Origin of the sequence: Treponema sp. J25 (genome assembly GCF_004343725.1) — a bacterium.
In the GTDB taxonomy this organism is placed as follows: Bacteria; Spirochaetota; Spirochaetia; order Treponematales; family Breznakiellaceae; genus J25.
Window position 1 is genome coordinate 11,752 of the sequence record NZ_PTQW01000041.1, and the last position, 24,081, is coordinate 35,832.

Sequence of the window (24,081 nt, forward strand, 5' to 3'; positions counted from 1 at the left end):
GCCTTTCCTACCCTTGACGAGGAAAGGCCCGCTCCCCTAGTATGGGATAGTTATGGATGCAAACGAACTGAGAACGAAATACATCGAATTCTTTAAGTCCAAAGGACATGTACAAATTCAGGGAAAGTCCCTCATCCCTGATAACGATCCCACCGTTCTGTTTACGACGGCGGGAATGCACCCCCTGGTCCCCTACATTTTGGGCGAGCCCCATCCGGCGGGGACGCGGCTTACCAATTACCAGAAGTGTATTCGAACGGGTGACATAGAGTCGGTGGGGGATGCCAGCCATCTGACTTTCTTTGAAATGCTGGGCAACTGGTCCCTGGGGGATTATTTTAAAGAAGAAGCCATTTCGATGAGTTTTGAATTTCTCACCGATCCCAAATGGCTGGGGATCCCCATAGAAAAAATAGGGGTTACCGTCTTTGCGGGTGAACCGGGTATCCCCCGGGACGAAGAATCGGCGGCTATCTGGAAACGCCTGGGTATTCCGGAAGAACGAATCCGTTTCTTGCCCCGGGAAGACAACTGGTGGGGACCGGCGGGCACGACGGGCCCCTGTGGTCCCGACACGGAGATGTTTATCGATACGGGACGCCCCGCCTGCGGTCCCGATTGCGGTCCGGGCTGTAAATGTGGTAAGTGGCTTGAAATCTGGAACGATGTCTTCATGCAGTATAACAAGACCGCCGACGGCAGCTATGTGCCCTTAAGCAGGAAATGTGTGGATACGGGCATGGGCATCGAGCGAACCGTGACGATTCTCAATGGAAAGAAATCGGTTTACGAAACAGAGATATTCCTTCCCCTTATCCGAGCGGTGGAAAACCTGGCAGGCTATACCTACGGCACCGATCCTGAAAAGGATACGTCGGTGCGGATTATCTGTGATCATGGGCGGGCGAGTACCTTTATTTTGGGAGATCCTAAGGCGGTAACCCCCTCCAATGTGGGTGCCGGCTATGTATTGCGCCGTCTTATTCGCCGGGCGGTTCGTCATGGCCGCAAGCTCGGTATAAACCGGGCTTTTCTTTCCGAAGTGGCCGCGGTGGTGGTGGAGCAGCTGAAAGGCCCCTATCCTGAACTGGAAGAAAACAGGGATCGGATTTTTTCGGAACTCCAGAAAGAAGAAAACAAATTCCTCGAAACCCTCCAGAAGGGGGAACATGAGTTCGAAAAAATTCTCCCTAACCTTTTAAAGGATCCCCGGCGGGTGATGTCTGGCCGCTTGGCCTTTAAACTGTACGACACCTATGGCTTTCCTATTGAGTTAACCGAAGAACTCGCCGCAGAGCATGGCCTTTCGGTGAACCGGGAAGAGTTTGATGAGGCCTTTAAGAAGCACCAGGAGCTTTCCCGGGCCGGAAGCGAACAGGTGTTTAAGGGAGGCCTTGCAGACCATGGAGAGATGGCCGTAAAGTATCATACGGCAACCCACTTGCTCCATAAGGCGTTAAAGATTGTGCTGGGGGACCACGTGGCCCAGAAGGGCTCGAATATCACCTCGGAACGGCTCCGGTTTGATTTTTCCCATCCTATGCCCATGACTCCCGAAGAGATTGCCCGGGTGGAGGCCATCGTCAACGAGCAGATCCAGCGGGATCTCCCGGTTACCATGGAAATCATGTCCCTCGAGGAAGCAAAGGCCGCAGGGGCTATCGCCCTCTTTGGGGAAAAGTATGAATCCCAGGTAAAGGTGTATACGATTGGCGATTTTTCTAAAGAGGTGTGTGGTGGTCCCCATGTGGATCGGACGGGAAAACTGGGAAAATTCAAAATTCAAAAGGAACAATCCTCTTCGGCGGGGGTGCGACGAATTCGGGCGGTGTTGGAATAAAAAAGCAGGGGCCCATGGTATGGCGGTGAGGAAAAGTTGGTGCCCCTGAAGGAGCCTCAAAAAAGGAAAAATAGAAAAATTCGTAACAATAGTGTATAGAAGTGGTTAATAATAATAGAAAAAGAACCGCCGGCTATATCTAAGGGCCGGCGGAATTGTGAGTAATGAAGAAGGGTATATATGAAACGGATTACAAGTGTGGTAATACTGTTGTGTTGTGGGGTGGTGGGGCTTTTTGCGCAGGCAGAGCTTCAACCGGTAGCGCTGGTAAAACTTACGAAAACCGAACCTATCACGGTGAAACAGCTCAAAACGGAAGTCCAAAAGCTGGAAGCCCAGTCAGGGCGGACCTTGACCTTGGATGAACGAAAACAGGTGCTCGAGGTAATGATTAACAAGCGGCTTGCCCTCCAGGCGGCAGAACGGGACAAGGTGACTGTCTCTGATGCGGAGCTTAATCAACAGTTGCAACAATCAAGGGCCCTGATGGCCCAGTCCCTGGGGCGCCAGCCTACGGATGCGGAATTCGAAGCGGCCGTAAAAAAAGAAACGGGCTATGATTTAGCTACCTATAAAGAAGAACTACGCAAGGAACTCACGGTCCAGAAATACCTGCTTACCCAAAAAAAAGATCTTATCCAGTCTATCAAGGCCCCTACGGAAGCGGAAATTAAGGATTTTTATGAGTTGAATAAAGCCAAATTGGTGCGTCCCGATACGGTCCGTTTTTCTATGATTTTTGTTCCTGCCGGAAATGATGCGGCGAGTAAAGCCAAAGCAAAAGAATTGGCAGAGAAATTGGCAAAAGATATCGGTGGGAACCCCGCTAAATTCGATGAGATGGTTCTCAAGGGACAGACCCCCAATGCGGGGTATCAGGCAGGAGATGGGGGGTATCTTCCAAAGAGTGCGGAGGCCCAGCAGATTGTGGGCACCGAATTCATGAATGTGGCCTTTTCGCTCAAGCAGGGGGAAGTGTCGCGGCTTCTAGAAAATCAGAAGGGATATCAAATTATTAAGGTTACGGAGACCTATTCCCAGAAAGTGTTAGAGCTGGACGATATTTACCAACTCGGAACTCGCATCACGGTCCGGGAATACATTGGCAACATGCTCCTCCAGCAGCGGCAACAGGCGGTTCTCGAGAAGGCCTCCAATGAATTGGTGGCGGAACTGCGAAAGGGGAACCCCTTTCAGATTTTTGAAAAGAATATAGCCTGGTAAGTATGGCCTCTCGTCACAAGGCTCGTATTTTAGCGTTTCAGGCCCTGTATTCGTGGGATGTCTCGCGGGTACCGCTGGAAGACCTGTTGGACTTCCCCTGGCTCGAAGAAGAGCAGCAGCACAAACTTGATGAGGGTGTAGCTGCCTTTGCGCGCCTTTTAATCCAGGGAACCCTTGAAAACATTGAGGCCATCGATGCTACCATTAAGGCCCACCTTAAGAATTGGGACTTTTCGCGGGTGAATAAGGTGGACCTGGCTATCCTTCGTATAAGCACCTACGCCCTCATGTTCCAAAAAGAGATGGCTCCTTCTATCATTATTGATGAGGCCATCGATCTTTCCCGGGAATTTGGCACCGATGAGTCCTATAAGTTTGTAAATGGCGTGCTTGATAGTATACGTCGATCGTTGCAGCGATAAGGATGGTTCCTTCGCAGAAAAGCTGTAGCGCCATCCTTCTGGTGGATATTAAAAAGGGCTCCTTTTCGGAGCCCTTTATTGTTTTTCCTGTCTGTTTGGATTATTCGATAATAGCGATGATATCCGACATCTTCAGGATAAGATGCTCTACCCCATCTATTTTAATCTGGGTTCCCGCATACTTATCGTACATTACTTTCTGTCCTACAGAAACCTTAATAGCATCCTTGTCATCACCCACAGCAACTACTACACCGGTCTGGGTTTTCTCCTGAGCCGTATCAGGGATGATGATTCCCCCCGCGGTTTTCGTTTCGGATTTTTCAAGCTTAACCATTACCCGGTCAGCAAGAGGCTTTACCGTCATACCAATTCCTCCTGAATGTATCTACGAGAATGTGAGTATTTATAGAATACGGTTATAATATACGAAAGAGAAGGGATAAAGGTCAACAAAAAAAGTGTTTGCTTTTTTGGAATGGTAAGGGTATTTTATGTATAGGCCTATGGATATAACTTATTGGCAATTGTATTATCAACTGGGGAAACGGCACGTACGTCGGCATCACTATAAAGAAGCGATTTACTTCTTTCGACGGGCTATCGATGTGTGCCCGGTAAAGGATATAAACAAACTGGGCCCCTGTTTTTTTTCGTTGGGATTGGCCCTAGACCGGATAGGCCGCCATCAACTGGCGGTGCAAAGTTGGGTTCAAGCTCGGCGCCTGGTAAAAACCGGGTATATTGCCCGGTTATACGACCGTTGGGTGAATGGCTATGGGAGGCGGAAGCAGAAGAATCCCGATCTGGATGATTACGATGCCTTCAGGGCGATCCAGATTGAAAAATACCTGCGAAAACGCGGTAATGGCCGCTTCTGTTCTGCCGCAGAACGGGATGTGGTATACGCAATCATCGATGACACCTGGCGCTTGCTTTCAAAAAAGCGGATCTTTTCCCACCTTTCGGTGGAAGAAAAACTAGAGCTTTTTAAACGGGCCCGTCTGGATTTTCCCTTCTTATATCTTGAAGACGCCCTTACCCCCGAACGGGAACCGGTCCTGGCCCGTTTCTCCCGGAGGGCCTCTCCTTCGTATCGGCTTCACTATGATGATCCCTGTCCCTGTGGCTCAGGGCTTCCTGCCCGGATGTGTTGTTATCGAATTGTATCTAAAGGCTACGATTTTTGACGGTTTTTTTGTTTTTGTGTCATAATTACCCAACTGCAATAAAAGAGGCGTTAGTTGGTGCTTTATACGCTGAGGGCGAGCGATTGTATTTCTTTGTATTGTAGTGTTTTGTTATTTTTTTGATTTCTAGGCGTTAATATGGCATGGTTTTTGCTGTATATTTAGCACACTGGGAGGTTAGCTATGACAGCAAAGACCATGGTGAAAAAGAATAAACATACCAATGAAGTACTTTCGGATGAGAATGTCCTTTCGATATATCTTAAAGAAATAAATAAGATTCCCCTTCTTACCCGGGAAGAAGAGGATGCCATAGCCCGGGCTGCGGCCCTGGGAGATAAGGCCGCCCGGGATAAGCTTGCGGCGGCCAACCTTCGGTTTGTGGTGAATGTGGCGAAGAAATATCAAAACCAGGGTATTCCCCTTTCGGATCTTATCAGTGAAGGGAATATAGGATTGCTCCATGCGATTGAACGGTACGATGTGAATAAGGGGTATCACTTTATTTCCTATGCGGTGTGGTGGATTCGACAGGCGATTTTAAAAGCCATATGCGAGAAATCCCGGATGATTCGCTTACCCCTGAATCGGGCGAATGAACTCGTGCAGATAGAAAAGGCCCGGCGCACTATGGAGGGGAATTCTTCTGATGAGGAAATCCAGGAGATTGCCCGCATTCTTGATATGGATGCTTCCCATGTGGCGGACCTCATTAATATCAGTCGGGAAATGGTTTCTCTGGAAAGCCCCGTATACACCGACAAGGATGCTTCCAGTATTGGGGACTTCCTTGAAGATACTACCTACAAGGCGCCAGAAGAACAGGCCATCGAAAATGCCCTGAAAGAGGATATCGATGCGGTGCTGGCTACCTTAACCCAGAAGGAAGCGGAGGTTATTCGCTATCGTTTTGGTCTGAACGGTTATGCTCCCATGTCCCTTAAGGAGATTGGGGATCGCTTTAACCTTACCAAAGAGCGGATTCGTCAAATTGAAAAGAAGGCCTTAAAGCGGCTCCAGCACCCCTCCCGGCGCCAGTACCTGGAAAGTTACGTGGCGTAAAGAAGGGGCGTTTTTCTGGCCAATAAAAAGAAGGGCCCCTTGGCTAAGGGCCCCTTGAAATTTTCTTTTTTAAAAGCTGTCAAATAGTCATCGTACCGTTATAATGGGGGGCTAAAAGGTGCCCTCACGCCCCTCATTATAAAAGGTGCGCCCGAGGTCTCCCATTACAGAAATTACAGAAGGGGTACCCCCTGCTTCTTGCAAATTTCCACCGTTTCGTCGGGCCATACCGAAGCCTGGACTTCGCCGATATGGGCCTTTCTCAGGAAGAACATACACAGCCGGGATTGTCCAATCCCACCGCCAATGGTTTGAGGAAATTCGCCTGCCAGAAGTCGTTTATGCCAGAGTAGGTGCTTCCGTTCCTCGGTGCCGGTGAGTTCCAGTTGACGTAACAAAGCTTCCTTATTTACCCGGATCCCCATGGAAGAAAGTTCCAGCGAATCCTGCCGCACCGGATCCCAGACAATGATGTCGCCGTTGAGTCCCGGTTTACCATCTTCCCCTGGCGTGGTCCAGTCGTCGTAATCGGGGGCCCGGCCGCCGTGGGGCTTCCCATTAGAAAGGGGGGCCCCAATTCCTATGATAAAAATCGCTCCATACCTTCGGGCCAGTTCCCGTTCCCGGGCGGCCGGTTCCAGATGAGGGTACTGCTTGAGGGCATCCTCGGCATGGATAAAGGTAATCTTCTCAGGGAGAATCGGGGTTATCGAGGGATACTGTTCGTGGACCACGAATTCGGTCCGTTTGAGCACCTCATAAATTCGCTCGACGATGTGTTGAAGGAAGGCCCGGTTCCGCTGGCCCTCTTTCATAACCAGTTCCCAATCCCATTGGTCTACGTAAATAGAATGGGTTGCGTCGATGTCATCATCGGGGCGAAGGGCGTTCATATCGGTGTAGAGCCCTGTTCCCGGGCTATACCCGTAATCGGCCAGGGCCATGCGCTTCCATTTTGCGAGGGATTGAACCACTTCCATCTCTTGGTTCTGAAGGTTTTTAACGGGAAAACGAACCGGTCGCTCTACCCCATTGAGATCATCGTTAATTCCTGACCCCCGCGGAACGAAGAGGGGACTCGTAACCCGGGAAAGCCGGAGTTCTGCCGAAAGGTTCCGCTCAAAAAAATCCTTTACCAGCTTAATTGCGTTTTCGGTCTGTCGTTGATCGAGAATCGGTTTATATTCGGGTGGTATAATGGGTGCCATAGGAGCGCTCCTTGTACATAAAGGTGATCACCGTCATGAAGACAGGTTAAAACCATTCCTGCTGTACTGTTAAAAAAGGGAAAGCCCACAGGAAGGGGTTTTTTAGTCTACCCTAAAATGTAATTTCTCGCAAAGGGTCAGCGTACTAAAAAGGATGCCCTAGCCTGTTGACATACATAACTCCCCGGGGCATATTGTTAGATGACAAGGAGCTTGCATATGGAGAATCGGTTTGAGATAAATCGGGACCTTGCCCGGATGCTTAAGGGCGGGGTTATTATGGATGTGGTCAATGCCGAACAGGCCCGAATTGCGGAGGCCGCAGGGGCGGTGGCGGTTATGGCCCTGGAACGGGTGCCGGCGGATATTCGGCGGCAGGGTGGGGTAGCTCGTATGAGCGATCCGAAACTCATAAAAGAAATAAAGGCCGCCGTCAGTATCCCCGTCATGGCAAAGGTCCGGATCGGTCATTTTATGGAAGCCCGCATACTAGAGGCGATTGGGATTGATTATATTGATGAAAGCGAGGTGCTTACCCCCGCGGATGAATCCTATCATATTGATAAAAAGAGTTTCCGGATTCCCTTTGTGTGTGGGGCCCGGGATCTCGGAGAAGCCCTCAGGCGAATCGGCGAAGGGGCGGCCATGATCCGAACTAAGGGAGAGGCTGGTACGGGCAATGTGGTGGAAGCGGTGCGGCACCTACGAACGGTGAATGATCAAATTCGGCGCCTCGTCAATCTGCCCCGGGAAGAATTGATGACCGCCGCCAAGGAACTGCAGGCTCCCTATGACCTCGTGGTATATGTGGCGGAACATGGAAAACTGCCGGTGGTGAATTTTGCGGCCGGAGGGGTGGCTACGCCTGCCGATGCGGCGTTGATGATGGCCCTGGGGGCCGATGGGGTCTTCGTGGGATCGGGTATCTTTAAGTCTTCGGATCCGGAAAAACGGGCCGCCGCTATCGTAAAGGCCGTTACCTACTGGCAGGACCCCCAAATCTTGGCGGAAGTCTCCGAAGGGCTCGGAGAAGCCATGAATAGTATCGATCTCAGGGAATTGGCCCCCCACGAACGTCTTGCGGAGCGGGGGTGGTAATGCCCCTGGTGGGAATATTGGCCCTTCAAGGGGGAGTGGCGGAACACGCAGAAATGCTTTCGTCCATCCCCGAGGTAAAGGTCCGTCTGGTACGGATTGCCTCGGACCTGGAAGGGGTAGAGGCCCTTATTCTGCCGGGGGGAGAGAGCACGGCGGTGGGGCATATCCTTGCCACTGACCCCCGGGGTACGGCGTTACGAGAAGCCGTGCTCGAGCGTATTGCACAAGGGTTCCCGGTGTGGGGAACCTGCATGGGAGCTATTCTTCTGGCGGGTAAGATTCGCAACGATCATCGGCGGCACCTGGCCGTGATGGATATCGAAGTGACCCGCAACGCCTATGGGAGCCAGCTAGAGAGCTTTCGAACCATGGAACCGGTTAAGGGCATCGAAGGCGGCCCCTTCCCTATGGTATTTATCCGGGCTCCGGTGATTAGCCAGGTGGGCCCCGAGGTAGAGGTTCTTGCCACCCATCGGGGCCATGTGGTGGCCTGCCGCCAGGGGAAGCTCCTTGCCACGACCTTTCACCCTGAACTTACCAATGACAGCCGCTTCCATCGGTATTTTTTAAGTTTTATCTCCTAGCTCTGATCTAGATGATACCTCTTCAAAAGGGGGTGAACTCGTGGCCCTGGTTTCCCTGACCGCATCACTCGGCTGACCTACAGGGCTACCCCTTCAAACGGAGGGGAACGGGAGAGGACCTCCCGAAGTACGGTGTGCTCAGGGAGGAGTAAGCCCGGGTCCTTTTCGATGATGGCAAAGGCATCGTGCCGGGCCTTCTGGAGGGTTTCCACATCCCGGATGGGATCGGCCATGCCCAGGGTAAAGTACCCTGACTGTTCTTTCCCCGCCAAATGTCCAGGCCCGCGGATTTTTAAGTCCTCTTCGGCGATGATAAAACCATCCTGATGATGGAGCATCGTGGTAAGTCGATGTTTACCATCCTCTGACAGGTTGTCCGAATATACTAAAAAGCAATAAGCTTGATCTGCTCCTCGACCAACCCGACCGCGTAATTGGTGGAGTGCCGCAAGACCAAACCGTTCCGCATGCTCGACCACCATACAAGTGGCGTTGGGCACATCTACCCCTACCTCTACAACGCTGGTAGCTACCAGGACATGTATTTCCCCCTTTCGAAAGGCCTCCATGATTTCCCGCTTTTTTTCTTCTTCCAGCCGGGAATGAATGAGGGCCACCTTATACTCGGGGTAAACCTCCCGGGCAAGACGCTCTGCCATACTCTGGGCGTCTTTAAGGTTGGCAGTAACCTCCGACGTCCCCTCGTCGATAAGGGGATACACAAAATAGGCCTGATGTCCCTTTTCTAGTTCCCGTCGCACAAAGTCATATACCCGTTGTTCACTGGATTGTTTCGCCAGGTGGGTTTTTACTGGTTTCCTACCGCCGGGCATGTCATGGATGGTGGAGACCTCTAAATCGCCAAACACCGTAAGGGCCAGGGTACGGGGAATAGGGGTGGCGCTCATCATAAGGAGATCAGGATTGTTCCCTTTGGCAAGAATCTGAGACCGCTGGAGTACCCCAAAACGGTGTTGTTCATCGATAATAACGAGTTGTAGCCGGTGGTAGACCACATCCTGGGAGAAAAGGGCATGGGTGCCTACCACAAGGTCGATGTCCCCTGCGGCGAGGGCCTTAAGGAGATGGGATCGACCCTGGGCCTTAATGTTACCCGTGAGAAAGGCCACGTGCAGTCCCAGGGGTTCAAGGAGGCGGGCCGCATTTTCCGCATGCTGGCGGGCTAGTAGTTCAGTGGGAGCCATGAGCGCAGTCTGGCCCCCTAGTTCTCGGGCTGCCAGAACTGCAAAAAAAGAAACCAGGGTCTTGCCGCATCCTACGTCTCCCTGGATAAGACGGGCCATAGGAATGGGCCCCGCCATATCTTTGTTGATATCCTTGATGGCCTGCTGCTGTCCTGGGGTAAGGGGGAAGGGAAGACGGCGAAGGAGCGCTTCCTGGAGGGGTAATAGGCCATCAGGGTTGAGCAATGGCGCCCCCTCCTTATGTTTTCTTTCTTGATCTCCCCCATGGGCTCGACGGTTTTGGGCCCTTCGCCCGATGAGCAATTCCAGGTAAAAAAGCTCTTGATAGATAAGGGTCTTTCGGGCCCGCTCAAGTTCTTCCTGGTTCAGAGGAAAATGGACCGCCCGGAGGGCCTGTGCCGTGGGGAGCAGGTTGTATTTTTTCACTAAAGAATCGGGGAGTTCCCCTTCGATATGGAGCCCATACCGTTCTAGGGCTCGCTGTATGATCGTCCGCAGTTGATTCTGGGAAAGTCCCTCGGTAAGGCCATAAATAGGTAAAATCTTACCAAAAAGACGAGGGGGCTGATTCTTATCATGGACTGCTTCGAATTCAAAATTGGATGATTGCAGTTCTCCATATCGGTACTGAAATTGGCCCCACAGCCAGTAACTCTTACCCACCACCAGTTGTCGCTCCAGGAAGGGACGATTAAAACACACAAGGACCGCCTGGGCTGTTTCGTCTTCTATGTAAATTTTGAGAATCCGCTGTTCTCTTCCTTTTACAAAGATGCCGGGACGAGTTTGAATCCAGTCATGGGCCAGAACCCGTACCTGGGTACATACGGTAGGTTCTTTTTGAAAGTCCTTAAGGGGAATACGACGGCTCCGGTCTTCCCAGCCCCGGGGGTAGTAGGTAAGGAGGGATGCTACTGAAGTAATCCCTAACTTTGCAAGACGAGCTGCCAGATGGGGACCGATTCCCGGGAGGGATTCAAGATGGGCCCGTAACTCTCGCACGAACATCTAGCGTTTCCCCTATGTTTTTCTATTAAAAAGGAAGGCGTACCAGCATCTGGGAAAAAAGGCGTACCAGGATACTGAGAACGAGGTACACGGAGACTAACACGAGAAATAAGCTGATAAGGCCAGTCTGATATGTCACAATCCGATTCCGGTACAAAATACGATTTATCCGATACAAGAGGGGTTTTAGGAAGGTATCGATAATGCGCCATACGGGACTCACCGAGTTAACGCCTGCCAGATACCCTATGAAACGGATTACCGTCATCACCGCATAGAATGTTACAACAAAGGCGATAGCCGACCAGAGGCTTCCCAGAATCAGAGAAAGAATAATACCAATGGTAATACGGCCGTAAATGGCCAGGGTTGTAAAGATGTTATTGAGGACCGCGAGGGTCCCTAAAGCCAAGATGGGCGAGAAATCGATAGAGCCCCGCTGAAGGGCGGGAAAACGGCGGAACCAACCAAGGTAGGGATCGGTAATAGATGCGAGAAATCGACTTGCCGAATTGGGGGGGAATCCTTCAAACCAGCTCAAAAGAATACGGATAAAGATGAGTAGCATATACAGAGAGGTAAGGGTGCTTAATAATTTCATTACTATTGAAAGTATCATCGAAAAACTCCTTAGCATATTGTACAAAATGCTTGATTGTATTGTATAGTGTCGTATAAAAACGTAGCTATCAAGTATGGAAACGTCTATAACCAAAGCAAGGAAAACCGAACGAAATCATCAGTTTGGAATTGCCCCGTCGCAGCAATCGATCGGTGGTCCTGCGTCGTTGTATATTCTTCAAAAAGAGGTGAGGTGGCGTATGTTACGGGTACTCCATGTGGATCGAAGCCTGGTGTTCCAAAAATACCTTAAAGAAATTATTCTTCGCTGTGGCCATACGGTGGAAAGCGTGGCCACAAAAAAGGAAGCCCTCCAGCGTCTTGCCCAGGGAGATGTGGATATGCTCCTCTGTGGGATGGAATTTGACGATGGGGATGCGGATAGTCTTATCATGGAGATGTCCCATGTCTCTTCCCGGGAGGTGCCCGTCCTTATTGTGACCAGCACCGATTCCCTTACCTTGCGGGAACATTTCTTTTCCCTTGGAGTGGCGGATTATATCCTTAAAAATGAGGTCGATGAGGCTCGCCTTAGAAGATTCTTTGAGGCCCAGGCCGCGGAAGACGAGCTTTCTCGGTACATGCGTAATTTACGGGTCGCCGTCCTTGATGATTCAAAGGTGATTATCCGACTTCTGCACAGTATTTTTTCGATGTATGGTTTTACAAAAGTAGAAAGTTTTCAGGATCCTCAGGAATTGCTTGCACGAACTGAATCCTACGATATTTATCTTATTGATATGGTGTTACCCGGAACGAGTGGTGATCAGGTGGTGAATGTGTTGCGGGAACGCTTCCCTGAGGCGGTCATCATTTGTATGTCCCAGTTCACCGGGGAAAAATCCCTTACCTCGGTGCTTCTTGCGGGGGCTGATGATTACATCCATAAGCCCTTTGATGGGGCTAGCCTTATTTCTCGGCTTAAGATCAATGTACGGGCCTACAAGTACCGAAAGCAGCTAGAACGGATGGTCCTCATCGATCCGTTAACAGAACTGTACAATCGGCGCTATCTCTTTGAACAGCTTGAGCAGGAGGAAGCAAAGGCCCGTCGATACGGGCGAGCCTTTTCGGTAATTATGGTAGACATTGATAATTTTAAAGAAATTAACGATACCAAGGGACATCTTACGGGTGATCGGATTCTGCAGTCTGTGGGACGGGTGCTCGAGCAGTCGGTCCGGGCCGCCGATGTGGTAGGTCGTTATGGGGGGGAGGAATTCCTTTTGATTCTCCCAGAGACTGAGGAGGAAGCGGCCCGGATCGTGGCAGAAAAGATCCGCAAAAATGTAGTCAGTTCCCCCTGGCCCGATGGGGTGTCGGGGGTGACCGTTTCTCTTGGGGTTGCGGGCTATCAGAAAGAGGAAGGTTACGAGGATCTTCTTCGTCGGGCCGATGCCAGGCTTTACCAGGCAAAACGGGAAGGCAAGAACCGGGTGGTATAAGAGGCGCCTATTCCCGCCAGACCTCGGTGACCCCCTCAAACTGCTTTAAGTTTTCGAGTACCCAGGGTTCTGCGGAGAGGCTAATCTGACTTGCCGCTTTTATTACCGCCTCTCCCTGAACGAGAGGAATGTGGAGATACACGGCACAGTTTCCTGAAAGACCCAGGAGCTCATCCCGGAGGGGATACAGTTTTTCTTCTGAGCTTAGAATGTCCCGGCGAAGTCGGATATGGACTTCCCGATAGGACCGTTCTACCAGGTTGTTAATGTCGAGCAACTGATCCACAAGAAAACTCGGTCGGTCCCGTTTGGTGTCCACCTTTCCCTGGAAGGCTACAATATCATCTACTTTCAGTCGATCCCGACAGCGTTCCCACACTTCGGGGAAAAAGGTAAGATCCATTTCTCCTCGATAATCTGCCAGGGTGCCAAAACCCATCCATTTGCCGGTTTTGGTCTGGATGGGGCGAAGGGCCTTGATCATGCCAAGGATGATGTATTCCTTCCCCGGTGTTGACTGTTCCGGATGAGAGAGATCGAGGGTCACCGCCCGTTCCCATGCCTGCCGATAGGGATCCAGGGGGTGCCCTGAAAAATAAAAGCCGATGAGTTCCATCTCTATTTTAAGCTGTTCCGCATGGTCCCAATCGGGGGCGTTCTGGAACTCAAAATCGGGGTATTCCTTTTCGCCCGTATCTTCAAAGAGGCTCGACTGACCGAATCGTTTGTCTTCTTTTTTGTTCTGGGCGTATTCTACAGCCCGTTCTAGATTGGCGAGGAGGGTGGGCCGCGTCCTACCAAGCGTATCAAAGGCTCCCGTTTTAATGAGGAGTTCGATAGTTTTTTTGGTAACCGTCCGGAGATCTACCCGATCAAGAAAATCCATAAAATCCCGGTAGGGCCCCTTTTCTCGCTGCCTGAGAATTTCATCCGCCGCCGCGTCCCCGAGTCCCTTGATTCCCAAAAGTCCATACACGATGATGCCGTCTACCACCGTAAAGTATTTCCCCGACCGATTGATGTCCGGTGGTTCTATGGTAAGACCCATCTTTCGGGCTTCGTCGATGTACTCTTTTAGTTTGTCGGGATTGGAGATTTCGTTGGTAAGGTTGGCCGCCATGAATTCGGCGGGGAAATTAGCCTTAAGGTAGGCCGTCCGATAAGCCAGGACCGAGTAGGCCGCGGCATGACTCTTGTTGAAGCCGTAGCCCGCAAAGGGAATCAGGATCTCGAAAATTCGGTCCGCATCTTCCTGCTTAAAGCCCCGTTTTACTGCCCCTTCGATAAAACGGCTTTTTTCCTTGACCATAACCTCGGGTTTTTTCTTTCCCATGGCGCGACGGAGCAGATCTGCTTGCCCCAGGCTGTAACCGGCGATCCTCTGGGCCACCTGCATGACCTGTTCCTGGTAGACGATAACGCCGTAGGTTTCTTTGAGGATAGGTTCAAGGCAGGGGTCGGGGTACACAATGGGCTGCCGTCCCCATTTAGAATCGATAAATTGGGGAATATAGGCCATGGGCCCTGGTCGATAAAGAGCGTTTAAGGCGATGAGATCTTCTATTTTGTTGGGTTTTGCCTGCTTCAAAATGTTCTGCATCCCCTGGGATTCAAACTGGAACACACTGGCGCTCTTGCCTTCTCCCAGGAGGGCAAAGGTCGCCTCGTCTTCTTCGCTGATCTTTTCAATAGAAAACTGGGCGTATTCTCCCCCCCGCTGGTGAATGAGTTCTTCTGTATTTTTAATGAGGGTGAGGGTCTTAAGACCCAGGAAGTCCATTTTGACAAGGCCACATTCTTCAATTTGGTCCATCGTAAACTGGGTGGCCACCGTACCGGTTTTCGCATCCCGGTAGAGGGGAACATAGTCAGTAAGTTCGGTTTTCCCAATTACAATTCCCGCCGCATGGAGACTGGAGTGGCGGTTTTTGTTTTCTAGTTTTTTGGCAATGGCAAATAGTTCCTGATAGCGGGGATCCTCCGCAAGCTGGGCCAGGCGGGGTTCGGCCTCGAAGGCCTTTTTTAGGGTCATCTTGGGGTCTTCCGGGATGAGCTTGGCAATCATGTTGGCCTCTGCCAGAGGAATGTCCAGGGCCCGGGCCACATCTTTTATAACCGCCTTGGCTTTAAGGGTTCCAAAGGTGATGATCTGGCCCACCCGGTTCCGGCCGTATTTCTGAGTCACATAGTCGATGACCTCACCCCGCCGTTCGAAGCAGAAGTCCACATCAAAGTCGGGCATGGACACCCGTTCAGGGTTAAGGAATCGTTCAAAGAGGAGGTTGTACTTTAAGGGGTCGATATCGGTGATCTTCATCGCATAGGCCACGATGGAACCGGCACCGGAGCCCCGGCCGGGACCGACGGGGATATTGTGGTTTTTTGCCCAGGTGATAAAATCCGCTACGATGAGAAAATAGCCTACGAACCCCATTTTTATGATGATGTTAAGTTCGTAGTCGGCCCGTTCTTGTATGGCCGGGGTAACGGTCCCATAGCGTTCCTCCAGTCCCTTATAGGTAAGGTGGCGGATGTATGCGGCCTCTTCGGTGAAGGGTTCAGGAAGTTCAAAGTCGGGAAGCATGGGGCCCGGAAGAGGTATTTTTGTTTCGCATCGCTCCGCAATGCGGACCGTATTTAAGAGGGCCTCCGGATAATCAGGAAAAAGGGCCGCCATCTCTTCGGGGCTTTTCATGTAGAACTGATTGGTTTCAAAACGCATCCGGGAAATTTCACTGCGTTTTTTGTTGGTAGAGATACAAAGAAGGATATCCTGGGCCACCGCATCTTCTGGGTCCAGATAATGAATATCGTTGGTGGCCACGAGGGGAATGCCGGTCCGTTTACTCAGGGCCACCAGGAGGGCATTGGCCTTTTTTTGTTCCGGAATACCGTGATCCTGGAGTTCCAGATAAAAGTTGTTATCCCCAAGAATATCCCGCAGCCGCCGGGCCCGCCGTTCCGCCTCTTCTAGTTTGCCTTCCAGTAAAAGACTGGGGATTTCGCCCCCGAGGCATGCCGAAAGGCCGATGAGATCTTTCCCATATTGGATAAGGAGTTCCTCGTCGATGCGGGGCTTATAGTAAAAGCCCTCGGTGTACGAAAGGGAGGAAAGCTTCATCAGATTCCGGTAGCCCTCTTCACTTGTGGCCAGGAGTACCAGGTGATAGTACTTGTTGCCCTGTTCGCTGCCTTTCTTTTCGTGGCGGGACGTGGGGGCCATGTAAAACTCGCTACCAATGATAGGATGGATTTCCTGTTCGAGGCATTTTTTGTAGAACTTGAGCACCCCAAACATGTTGCCGTGATCGGTAATGGCCAGGTGTTTCATCCCCAGGGTCTTTGCCTTGTGGATAAGGCTTTCGATGGAAGCTGCCCCATCAAGGAGAGAATAGTCCGAGTGGACATGCAAATGGGCAAACTCGAGCATAGGTATCCCTATTCTAGTAGGGAATGGAGAGAAGGGCAAGAAGGATTTCATTGCTTTTTTATCAGCCTTTGATACGAAATCAACAATTGTCTTGAAGTATAGGTACCGTCCAGAACGAAGGAGGGTGCCTATGGATATGAAGTGAAACGATGTTTCAGAAAAGTCGGAATAGTCAAAAAAATGGACAGAAAATTCTAGCCATCTCACCCTAGGATGGTGACATGGAATAAAGGCCGGTGAAAAAGGTCTTTTCCGGAGAAACTAATTTGAAAGGAGTTTGAGTATGATGAAACGAATTGTGCACGTCAGTGCCCTATTACTGCTTGTGGGAACTATGGTATTTGCGGCGGATCCCAAATTCAATCTGAACGCCCGGGTAAGTTCTAACCTTTTTACCTATGATGTTACCAATGGGAACATGACCAAGAAATTAGGTATCGGGGATGTATCCAGTACCGATACGGTGGCCATTTCTTATAGCGACAAGAATGCAGGGGCCTATCTTTCTCTTAAAGTAAGCGATCTTATCGGTTCGAGCGGTGGTACTACTGTAACTGATGATTATTACGGCTGGATGAAGTTTGGGGATCTCAAACTTACCGCTGGGGAATGGGATCATCGTTATGCGAGCCGGGTTACCACCGATGCGAGCAGCTTTGGGGGCCTCTGGGACCTTAAATATGGGGTACTTACATATAGTGCTTCCGCAGAGGGCCGGGTGAGTGTAACCGAATCGGACAACATAACTCCCTGGGAAATCGAAGCGGCCGCGGACTATGTGTTCCAGGACCTGACGGTAAGTCTTTCCACCGGTAACGTGAGTGCCTCAAATGCATATAAGGATTATAACGTGGCCGAGTTCTTTGGTGCCCGGGCAGCTTACAAAGTAAAGGATGTGGTGGATGCCAATGTGTCCTTTGTGATGAACGGCAAGAATAAGATGCAGATCGGTGCCTTTGGAAACCTCCTCATGGTAAAGGGGCTTACCCTTGTGGCTGGCTACTCGGGATACCAGGACCTGGACAATTCTGTTAATAGCCGCAATGCAGGGGAACTCCGGGCCCGCTATGCCATCGATGCGCTTGCTATCACCACCCACAACAATGTTACCGTAGGAGATAAGCGGCTTATTATCTATGATATGGTGAGCCTCTCTTATAAGATTAATGACGTTATTACCCCCTCTCTTATGGTAGCAAATACGAATTTCTCTGGGGATAATACTGCCGCGGCCCAGAGGGGCAATGTCCTGGTTGTAAAGCCCGGTATTACCCTCACGGCCCAGAAGGGTGCTACCATCGATGCGGCTCTGCGCTTTACCATCACCAATCCTGAAACGGGTTCTTCCTCCACTATTATGGATATGCCCGTGGTGTTCCGGGTGAAATTCTAATTAATTAAGTTAAGGCGGAGGTGGTACGCTGGTACGCCCTCCGCAGTGTTTGTATAACCCAGCCCCCTTGTCAGGAGATAAGGGGGACCGGTTATACCAGCATTGCTGGTAAGAGCCTTCTTCTTGGCCTCTAAGCTCGCCGTCGGCGGGTTTAGAGGCCACTTTTTTGACTTTCTCGTGGGGGCCCCCTATGTATGGCAAGCGAAAAGGCGCTTTCGGCACTCCTAGGGGATCCTACTTCTCCTGGGGGATGTATTCAAACCAGTCAAAATCGGCGGGGGTAGTACTACAGGAACCACCATTGTAGGCAAAGATTCCTACCATGGTACCGGTAAAGCGTTTGCTATGGGGCCCCTGGTAGCCTTCGTCTGAAAGATGGTAGCAATCGGAAATCGTTACAAGCTCTTCCCAGTGAAGGCCGTCATATGAATACAGAAAATGCCGTTCCAGAGCTCTGGTAAGTATTCGTAGATATAGTTGAGAGGAAGGAACGGTTTTGTTGGTGTTTCCCTGGGGTATTGTGAGTGATTCTTGCCCGGGGACCCTTTCTGGTATAGGATATTCTGGCCTTTCTGCCACGGGGATGTATCCGGTTCCTCGTTGGTCTTCTACAAAAAGATACCAGGAGTCTCCCTTTCGTCTTCTCCCAAATTTGATATGTGTTTTGGTATCGTAGTACAGGGTGAGTCCTGCTTCTTCACCAGGGCTCTGGGGATTAAATTCCATGAGACACGTGGCCTCCGATACAAGGCTTGTTTCCCGTTGGAGTAGGGGATGTGCCGTAAGTTCATTAAGGTTAGCACTGCGGCAATAGAGTCGAAGATAGCCTGGCCGCTCGGTTAGTGAATAGGCGGAAAAATCGGGATTCCGGGGAGTATACCACCGAATATCGAGATGGGCTGCTTCAAAATCATCCCTATTCTTTTCAGGAAAAGGGCTCCAGGGAAGATTTGGGGCCCTATTCACAAGACTTGGCCCTTTCTTCTCATTGATGATAGGCCAACCATCGTCGGTCCACTGGACAGGGTCCAGGGCGGTCTCTCTTCCCAGAATACAGAAGCGGTCCGCTTCAAGATTGACGGGATGGGCAGAAACCGGTCTTCCGCAGAGGTACAATACCCACCAGGAGCCATCGGGGGCCTCTACAAATTTCCCATGACCACAGCGTTGCAAGGGAGACTCTGGATCGTTTTGTTTCAGGATAGGATTATGAGGGTTGCTTTCATAGGGACCATACAGAGATCGGGATCGACCGGACCCTATTTGGTGGCCATAACCGGTACCGCCTTCGGCAGTAAGGATATAGTACCATCCATCTTTTTTAAACAGGTGAGGCCCTTCAGGGATCCGTCCCCCTGAGCCTTCCCAGATGGTTTTGATTTCCCCTGTTACGGTAGAACAGTCGTCAGTAAGGGGAATAATGCGTACCCCCGGATTTAGGAGCATGTAGTGTTTCCCATCCTCATCAACAAAGTGAGAAGGATCAATGCCATCCACATCGATAAATCGAGGATAGGAATAGGGCCCCTCTGGATTGGGAGAAGTCACCACCATTTGACGACGAATAAGAGAGGAGGGGCTTCCATCCTGTTGAATCTCGTTAAGCCGTAGGGTCACAAAAATGTAAAAAAGACCATTGTAATAGGAAATATCGGGGGCCCAAAAACCCCGACCGTCCATGAGTCCCCGGATATCAAGCCAGTCACTGCGGGTCCAAACGTGACCAATGGGCCGCCAGTGGACTAGGTCCCGGGAATGGGAGATGACAATGCCGGGGTAATAATGAAAAGTGGAGTTCACGAGGTAAAAATCGTTTCCTACCCGGATCACCGAAGGATCGGGATGAAAGCCGGGATATACAGGATTGGCGTAGGTCTGTATCGTATTCATGAAGGTACTATATCACATCAGCAAACAAGGGGGATGGATTATTCAGATAAAAAATAGTACTACGCCGGCATAGTTAAAAAAGAAGCCTGGATACTGCATCCTCCCTTGAAAATTCCTCTGATATACTGGACCTCAAAATCTTATGAACAGTGTACCCCTTGATACTGTCTGGAACCCCTGTGCCTCGGAGCGGGAGTATCGGAATCCTATCCTCTATGCGGACTATTCAGATCCTGATGTGATTCGGGTAGGGGATCGTTTCTACGGAACCGCAAGTAGCTTTGTTCATACTCCGGGACTCCCAATCCTTGAGTCAGAAGATCTGGTTCACTGGCGTCTTATTTCGTATGCGATTCCTCGTTTACCGGTGTATTATGATGGGCCGGTCCGTCATGGGGATGGCGTATGGGCCCCGAGTATCCGATATCACGATGGGTGGTTCTGGATCTTTTTTAGCATGCCCGATGAGGGGATTTTTATGACCCGGGCGCAGGATCCCCGAGGACCCTGGACACCGATTCGCTGTGTGCAGGCGGTAAAAGGCTGGATTGATCCCTGTCCTTTATGGGATGAGGATGGATCGGCATATCTTGTTCATGCCTTTGCTAAAAGTCGCTGTGGTATTAAAAGTAAGCTCCAGCTTTTTAGGCTGCGCTCCGATGGTTCTGCATTGGTCGGGGATGGCCGGATCATTTTTGATGGTACCGAAACCCAGCCTACAATAGAGGGGCCTAAATTGTATAAGCGAAATGGGTGGTACTATATTTTTGCCCCCGCCGGCGGGGTAAAGCAGGGTTGGCAGACCGTACTTCGGTCTCGTTCTATCTGGGGCCCCTACGAAGAACGGATTGTACTTCATCAAGGGAATACGGCCGTAAATGGTCCTCATCAGGGGGCCTATGTAGAATTAGAAGATGGCTCTGGCTGGTTTATCCATTTCCAGGATCGGGATGCGTATGGACGGATCTGGCATTTGCAACCTGTTTCGTGGCACGATGATTGGCCCTGTATAGGTATCGATCAAAATAATGATGATATTGGAGAGCCGGTATCGGTGTATCCCATGCCCTCATGTCAGAAGAAAATATTGGGGACACCCATTGCCGAAGAAGCACTGAAGGAAATCGGACAAAAAAAATTAGATCCTCCGACGACCACTTCTTTAGAAGAGAAGGCTAACTTCTCCAGTGCAACTGACCTCAGCGATGAGTTTGATGGACCCGACCTTGCTCTCCAATGGCAATGGGAAGGAAATACTATGTCCCCTCCCTGCTCTCTTAAAGAACGAGAAAGCTCCCTTCGTCTTTTTGCGTATCCCTGTCCTGGAGAAGAGTTCTGGTTATATCAATACCCGAATATCCTAAGCCAGAAATTCCCGGCGCCTCAGTTCACGGTAGATGCGGTTCTTACAGGGATGGCTGGAGAAGAGGTTCTTTCAGGACTCATGGTGTGCGGAGAGACCTATTATTACCTGGGAGCTCTCCGGGAAGAACAATGTATTCGGTTGGTTACCGGTTGGGGAAGCAAAGAACAAAAGGATGTGCTATATAAGGGGCTGATGTTTGAGTCGGAGGTTTTTCCGCTTGTTTTTCGCCTGACCATAAGAGAAGGGGGGCAAGGAGCCTGGGCTTGGAGTTGTGATGGACGTACCTTTGATGCTATTGGCGAACCTTTTCAAGCAGTACCGGGACGATGGGTAGGAAGTCGTTTTGGTGTTTTCTCGGTGTGTATCGGGGACGGCGGTTTGCTTTCCGGCTCTGGCTGGGCCGATTTTGAACGAGTAGAGGTTATAGGCCCCTCGGAAAATTTTGGGTAAGTTAAGAAAGGGAGTAAGTTTTAGGAACACATGAAAAATCATAAGAGGAAAAGTATAAATAAAAAAAGAACGGTTTAATCCTAAGATTGGTCGTTTCATTCCTGATAAAGACTGATAAGATATAATATCCTTAATAATTTTTTCAAAGGAGATTGTATGATCCATAAAAGATTCTTGGCCATAACCATTGCGGTGGCCCTGGCAGCTAGTATTTTTTCTAGTTGTTCCCAGGGTGAAACGGCGGCAAAAGCAAAAAAAGTAGAAAAACCCACCTCCATTTCTCTTATGGTAGATGGGACCTTTTTGCCAAAGGAAAATGGGCAGGATATTCTGGTAGAAGGCTATAAGGCTCTAACAGGAATCGAGCTGGTAGTAAACCAACCGGCCCACAATGAGTATTACCAAAAACTTAACCTGGCCTTTTCCACCGGTGATGTGCCGGATGTGGTACTCCTGGGGAGCTATGCCTACGCTTCTTATGGGGCAAATGGGTCTTTGTATGACCTCACGGAACTATATGAAAAATCCTCTCTAAAAGATCGGGTAAAGGATCCGGCGATTATCGAAGCATTAAAGATAAATGGACGGCTGTATGGTATTCCCTATGAACGGGGTAATGGAACGGTAACCTATGTTCGGGGTGACTGGCTTGAGAAACTTGGTCTTCAGCCTCCTACAAATTATGATGAATTTATCAATATGCTTCGGCTTTTTAAAAACAAGAATCCCGATGGTCTTAAACCCGATAAAGTCATTCCCCTTACCGCAGCAGGTCTGGTGAATTCTGAATATCCGCTGGATATTTATCTACGAGAATTCTATCAGGATGCAAGTCCCGATTTTATCAAAAAAGATGGTAAGTGGATCGACGGGATGAGTGATCCCGCGATGGTAGCTGCCCTTAAGCGAATGCGGGATGCCTATGCGGAAGGGCTTATTGATAAAGAGATTATTACCAACAAGACATCTACCTGTCGGGATAAATTCTACTCCGGTGTTGTTGGGGTCTTCAATTATTGGGCAGGTACCTGGAACCGAAATCTGGCCTTGAATATCGAAAAAAATAATCCCCAGGCTAAGGTAACCCCGATTCCGGCCATTAAAGAAACTAAATATATTGAACGCCCTGCAACGGTGATTGCAATTACTAAGAATTGTAAGAATCCCGAAGCAGTTTTTAAATATTTCTTTGAATTTTTATTGGACGGAGATAAGGGCCAAACCTTTGCTACCTTTGGTGTGGAAGGAAAAACTTATGAGATAAAAGATGGAATGATCCAGTTCCTTCCTTCGGTTCAGGATCCGGCAAAGCCCTTTGTAAAAGCCTGGTTCTCTCCTGAACTCCCTGTGTTTGATTGGAATCCTGCCTGGAAGCCTACTGATGAGAGAATTACTAATTCCTTAGCTATTTTCCAGAAAGATGCGGTTTCGTATAAGGTATTTCCTTCTTCGGATACTATTAGTCAGCTTTTGCCAGAACTTAATACCATTAAGGCGAACTATGTGACGAAAATTGTGTACGGAACTCTCAGCATCGAGGAAGGACTTGCCCAATATCAGAAGGATGCTCAAAAATACGTCGAGGCTATTCTCGCGGAACTTGCAAAGGTCGCTCCTTAATAACAGTTATTTGTTAGCTACTCTGTTGAAGGGTAGCCAACTTTGCCATGATGAGAGCCCTGTTTTTATAGGGCTCTCATGGTATTAAAAAGGATATGTTCCCTATGAAGAAACGAACTCTTACTCTTTCCTGGGTCATGAAAAAAATGTATCACGACCGGATGTATTATCTCATGTTTTTGCCGGTCTTTGTTTTTGCCCTTTTATTTTGTTATCTTCCCATGGTGGGGGTGCTGCTTGCTTTTTTTGATTTTACTCCTTTTAAATTTAAGTTCGTAGGCCTGGCTAATTTTATGGACCTCTTTTTTGGAATCCGATCAGTGAATTTCTGGAGGTCCGTTTATAATACTCTTTTCTTAAGCCTTTCTAATCTTGCTCTTGGTACGATCCTCGCTGTTTCTATTGCCCTTCTTCTAAATGAAATTGAACAGAAGAAATTCAAGGCCTTTGTACAAAGTGTTTTGTATCTTCCTCATTTTCTTTCATGGGTGGTTGTAGCATCGATTTTTACAATTATACTTTCTCCCCAGGGAGGATTGATAAATAATATCTTTGCCTTTTTAGGAAAGGAACGAATTTATTTTCTCGCGGAAGAAAAATGGTGGACCCCTATTTATTTGTTTGTCTCACGTTGGAAAGAAACTGGCTGGGGAACCATTATTTATCTTGCCGCTCTTTCAGGGATAAACCCTGAGTTGTATGAAGCGGCGGAAATCGATGGGGCGGGAAAGTGGAAACAAGCCCTTTATATTACGCTTCCCTCTCTTCTTCCGACCATTATTATTGTATTTGTTCTTAATCTTGGTAAGGTACTGAATATTTTTGAATCTGTTTTTGTCCTTATGAATCCCAATGTGCTTAAAGTATCGGATGTAGTATCGGTGTTTGCCTATCGAACGGGAATTCAGCAGGCGAATTACGGTATGGGAACTGCTATAGGTCTTTTTAAATCCCTTATTGGAATGAGCTTAGTTCTTATTACTAATAAAATAAATGAAAAAATTCGTGGTTCTTCTATTTTTTAA

The 24,081-nt window shown here is 49.5% G+C and carries 18 protein-coding genes; 12 read left to right on the plus strand and 6 right to left on the minus strand.

Annotated features, from left to right (window positions below):
- The first annotated feature begins 52 nt into the window (after positions 1-52).
- From C5O22_RS11575 to nusB, 3 genes are all read left to right on the plus strand, one after another.
- Positions 53-1,840, plus strand: coding sequence for an alanine--tRNA ligase (locus C5O22_RS11575; protein WP_132781988.1), 1,788 nt, complete (start codon positions 53-55; stop codon positions 1,838-1,840).
- Positions 1,841-2,020: 180 nt separating this feature from the next.
- Positions 2,021-3,064: a peptidyl-prolyl cis-trans isomerase gene (locus C5O22_RS11580; RefSeq protein ID WP_132781990.1), complete on the plus strand. Its 1,044-nt coding sequence runs from the start codon at positions 2,021-2,023 to the stop codon at positions 3,062-3,064.
- Positions 3,065-3,066: 2 nt separating this feature from the next.
- Entirely contained in the window at positions 3,067-3,486 is a 420-nt protein-coding gene (nusB, locus tag C5O22_RS11585; protein ID WP_132781992.1) for a transcription antitermination factor NusB, read from the plus strand.
- A gap of 100 nt (positions 3,487-3,586) precedes the next feature.
- On the opposite strand, the gene C5O22_RS11590 is transcribed toward nusB, so the two are convergent.
- Entirely contained in the window at positions 3,587-3,853 is a 267-nt protein-coding gene (locus tag C5O22_RS11590; protein WP_132781994.1) for a co-chaperone GroES, read from the minus strand.
- Positions 3,854-3,992: 139 nt separating this feature from the next.
- Here C5O22_RS11590 and C5O22_RS11595 point away from each other — a divergent pair, with 139 nt between their 5' ends.
- Positions 3,993-4,676, plus strand: coding sequence for a YchJ family protein (locus tag C5O22_RS11595; protein WP_132781996.1), 684 nt, complete (start codon positions 3,993-3,995; stop codon positions 4,674-4,676).
- Between the two features lie 183 nt (positions 4,677-4,859).
- Positions 4,860-5,738: a sigma-70 family RNA polymerase sigma factor gene (locus tag C5O22_RS11600; protein ID WP_243692934.1), complete on the plus strand. Its 879-nt coding sequence runs from the start codon at positions 4,860-4,862 to the stop codon at positions 5,736-5,738.
- A 173-nt stretch (positions 5,739-5,911) separates the two neighbouring features.
- Here the strand turns inward: C5O22_RS11600 and asnA are convergent, their stop codons facing one another.
- Positions 5,912-6,946, minus strand: a complete 1,035-nt coding sequence (gene asnA / locus C5O22_RS11605) for an aspartate--ammonia ligase (RefSeq protein WP_132781998.1) — start codon at positions 6,944-6,946, stop codon at positions 5,912-5,914.
- Between the two features lie 219 nt (positions 6,947-7,165).
- Here asnA and pdxS point away from each other — a divergent pair, with 219 nt between their 5' ends.
- Both pdxS and pdxT read left to right on the plus strand, forming a co-directional pair.
- Positions 7,166-8,044 (plus strand): pyridoxal 5'-phosphate synthase lyase subunit PdxS, encoded by an 879-nt coding sequence (gene pdxS / locus C5O22_RS11610; RefSeq protein ID WP_132782000.1) that lies wholly within the window; start codon positions 7,166-7,168, stop codon positions 8,042-8,044.
- Entirely contained in the window at positions 8,044-8,628 is a 585-nt protein-coding gene (pdxT, locus tag C5O22_RS11615; RefSeq protein WP_132782002.1) for a pyridoxal 5'-phosphate synthase glutaminase subunit PdxT, read from the plus strand. The genes pdxS and pdxT overlap by 1 nt, the downstream gene beginning before the upstream one ends.
- 77 nt (positions 8,629-8,705) lie before the next feature.
- On the opposite strand, the gene recG is transcribed toward pdxT, so the two are convergent.
- Both recG and C5O22_RS11625 read right to left on the minus strand, forming a co-directional pair.
- A complete protein-coding gene (recG, locus tag C5O22_RS11620; protein ID WP_132782004.1) occupies positions 8,706-10,841 on the minus strand; it encodes an ATP-dependent DNA helicase RecG in 2,136 nt (711 codons plus the stop codon).
- A 25-nt stretch (positions 10,842-10,866) separates the two neighbouring features.
- Entirely contained in the window at positions 10,867-11,460 is a 594-nt protein-coding gene (locus C5O22_RS11625) for a YggT family protein (protein ID WP_132782006.1), read from the minus strand.
- A gap of 76 nt (positions 11,461-11,536) precedes the next feature.
- On the opposite strand from C5O22_RS11625, the gene C5O22_RS11630 reads away from it, so the two are divergent.
- The gene (locus C5O22_RS11630) at positions 11,537-12,907 is read left to right on the plus strand and encodes a sensor domain-containing diguanylate cyclase (protein WP_243692935.1); all 1,371 of its coding nucleotides are present in this window, start codon (positions 11,537-11,539) and stop codon (positions 12,905-12,907) included.
- A 7-nt stretch (positions 12,908-12,914) separates the two neighbouring features.
- On the opposite strand, the gene dnaE is transcribed toward C5O22_RS11630, so the two are convergent.
- Entirely contained in the window at positions 12,915-16,337 is a 3,423-nt protein-coding gene (gene dnaE, locus C5O22_RS11635; protein WP_132782008.1) for a DNA polymerase III subunit alpha, read from the minus strand.
- A 283-nt stretch (positions 16,338-16,620) separates the two neighbouring features.
- Between dnaE and C5O22_RS11640 the strand changes: the two genes are divergently transcribed.
- Complete coding sequence (locus tag C5O22_RS11640; RefSeq protein WP_132782010.1) at positions 16,621-17,730, plus strand: hypothetical protein; 1,110 nt, start codon at positions 16,621-16,623, stop codon at positions 17,728-17,730.
- 234 nt (positions 17,731-17,964) lie between these two features.
- On the opposite strand, the gene C5O22_RS11645 is transcribed toward C5O22_RS11640, so the two are convergent.
- Entirely contained in the window at positions 17,965-19,620 is a 1,656-nt protein-coding gene (locus C5O22_RS11645; protein ID WP_132782012.1) for a glycoside hydrolase family 43 protein, read from the minus strand.
- Between the two features lie 142 nt (positions 19,621-19,762).
- On the opposite strand from C5O22_RS11645, the gene C5O22_RS11650 reads away from it, so the two are divergent.
- From C5O22_RS11650 to C5O22_RS11660, 3 genes are all read left to right on the plus strand, one after another.
- Positions 19,763-21,436 carry a glycoside hydrolase family 43 protein gene (locus C5O22_RS11650; RefSeq protein WP_132782014.1) on the plus strand — a complete coding sequence of 558 codons (1,674 nt, stop codon included), beginning with the start codon at positions 19,763-19,765 and terminating at the stop codon, positions 21,434-21,436.
- Between the two features lie 156 nt (positions 21,437-21,592).
- Positions 21,593-23,056: an extracellular solute-binding protein gene (locus C5O22_RS11655; RefSeq protein ID WP_132782016.1), complete on the plus strand. Its 1,464-nt coding sequence runs from the start codon at positions 21,593-21,595 to the stop codon at positions 23,054-23,056.
- 104 nt (positions 23,057-23,160) lie between these two features.
- Positions 23,161-24,081, plus strand: a complete 921-nt coding sequence (locus C5O22_RS11660) for an ABC transporter permease (RefSeq protein WP_132782018.1) — start codon at positions 23,161-23,163, stop codon at positions 24,079-24,081.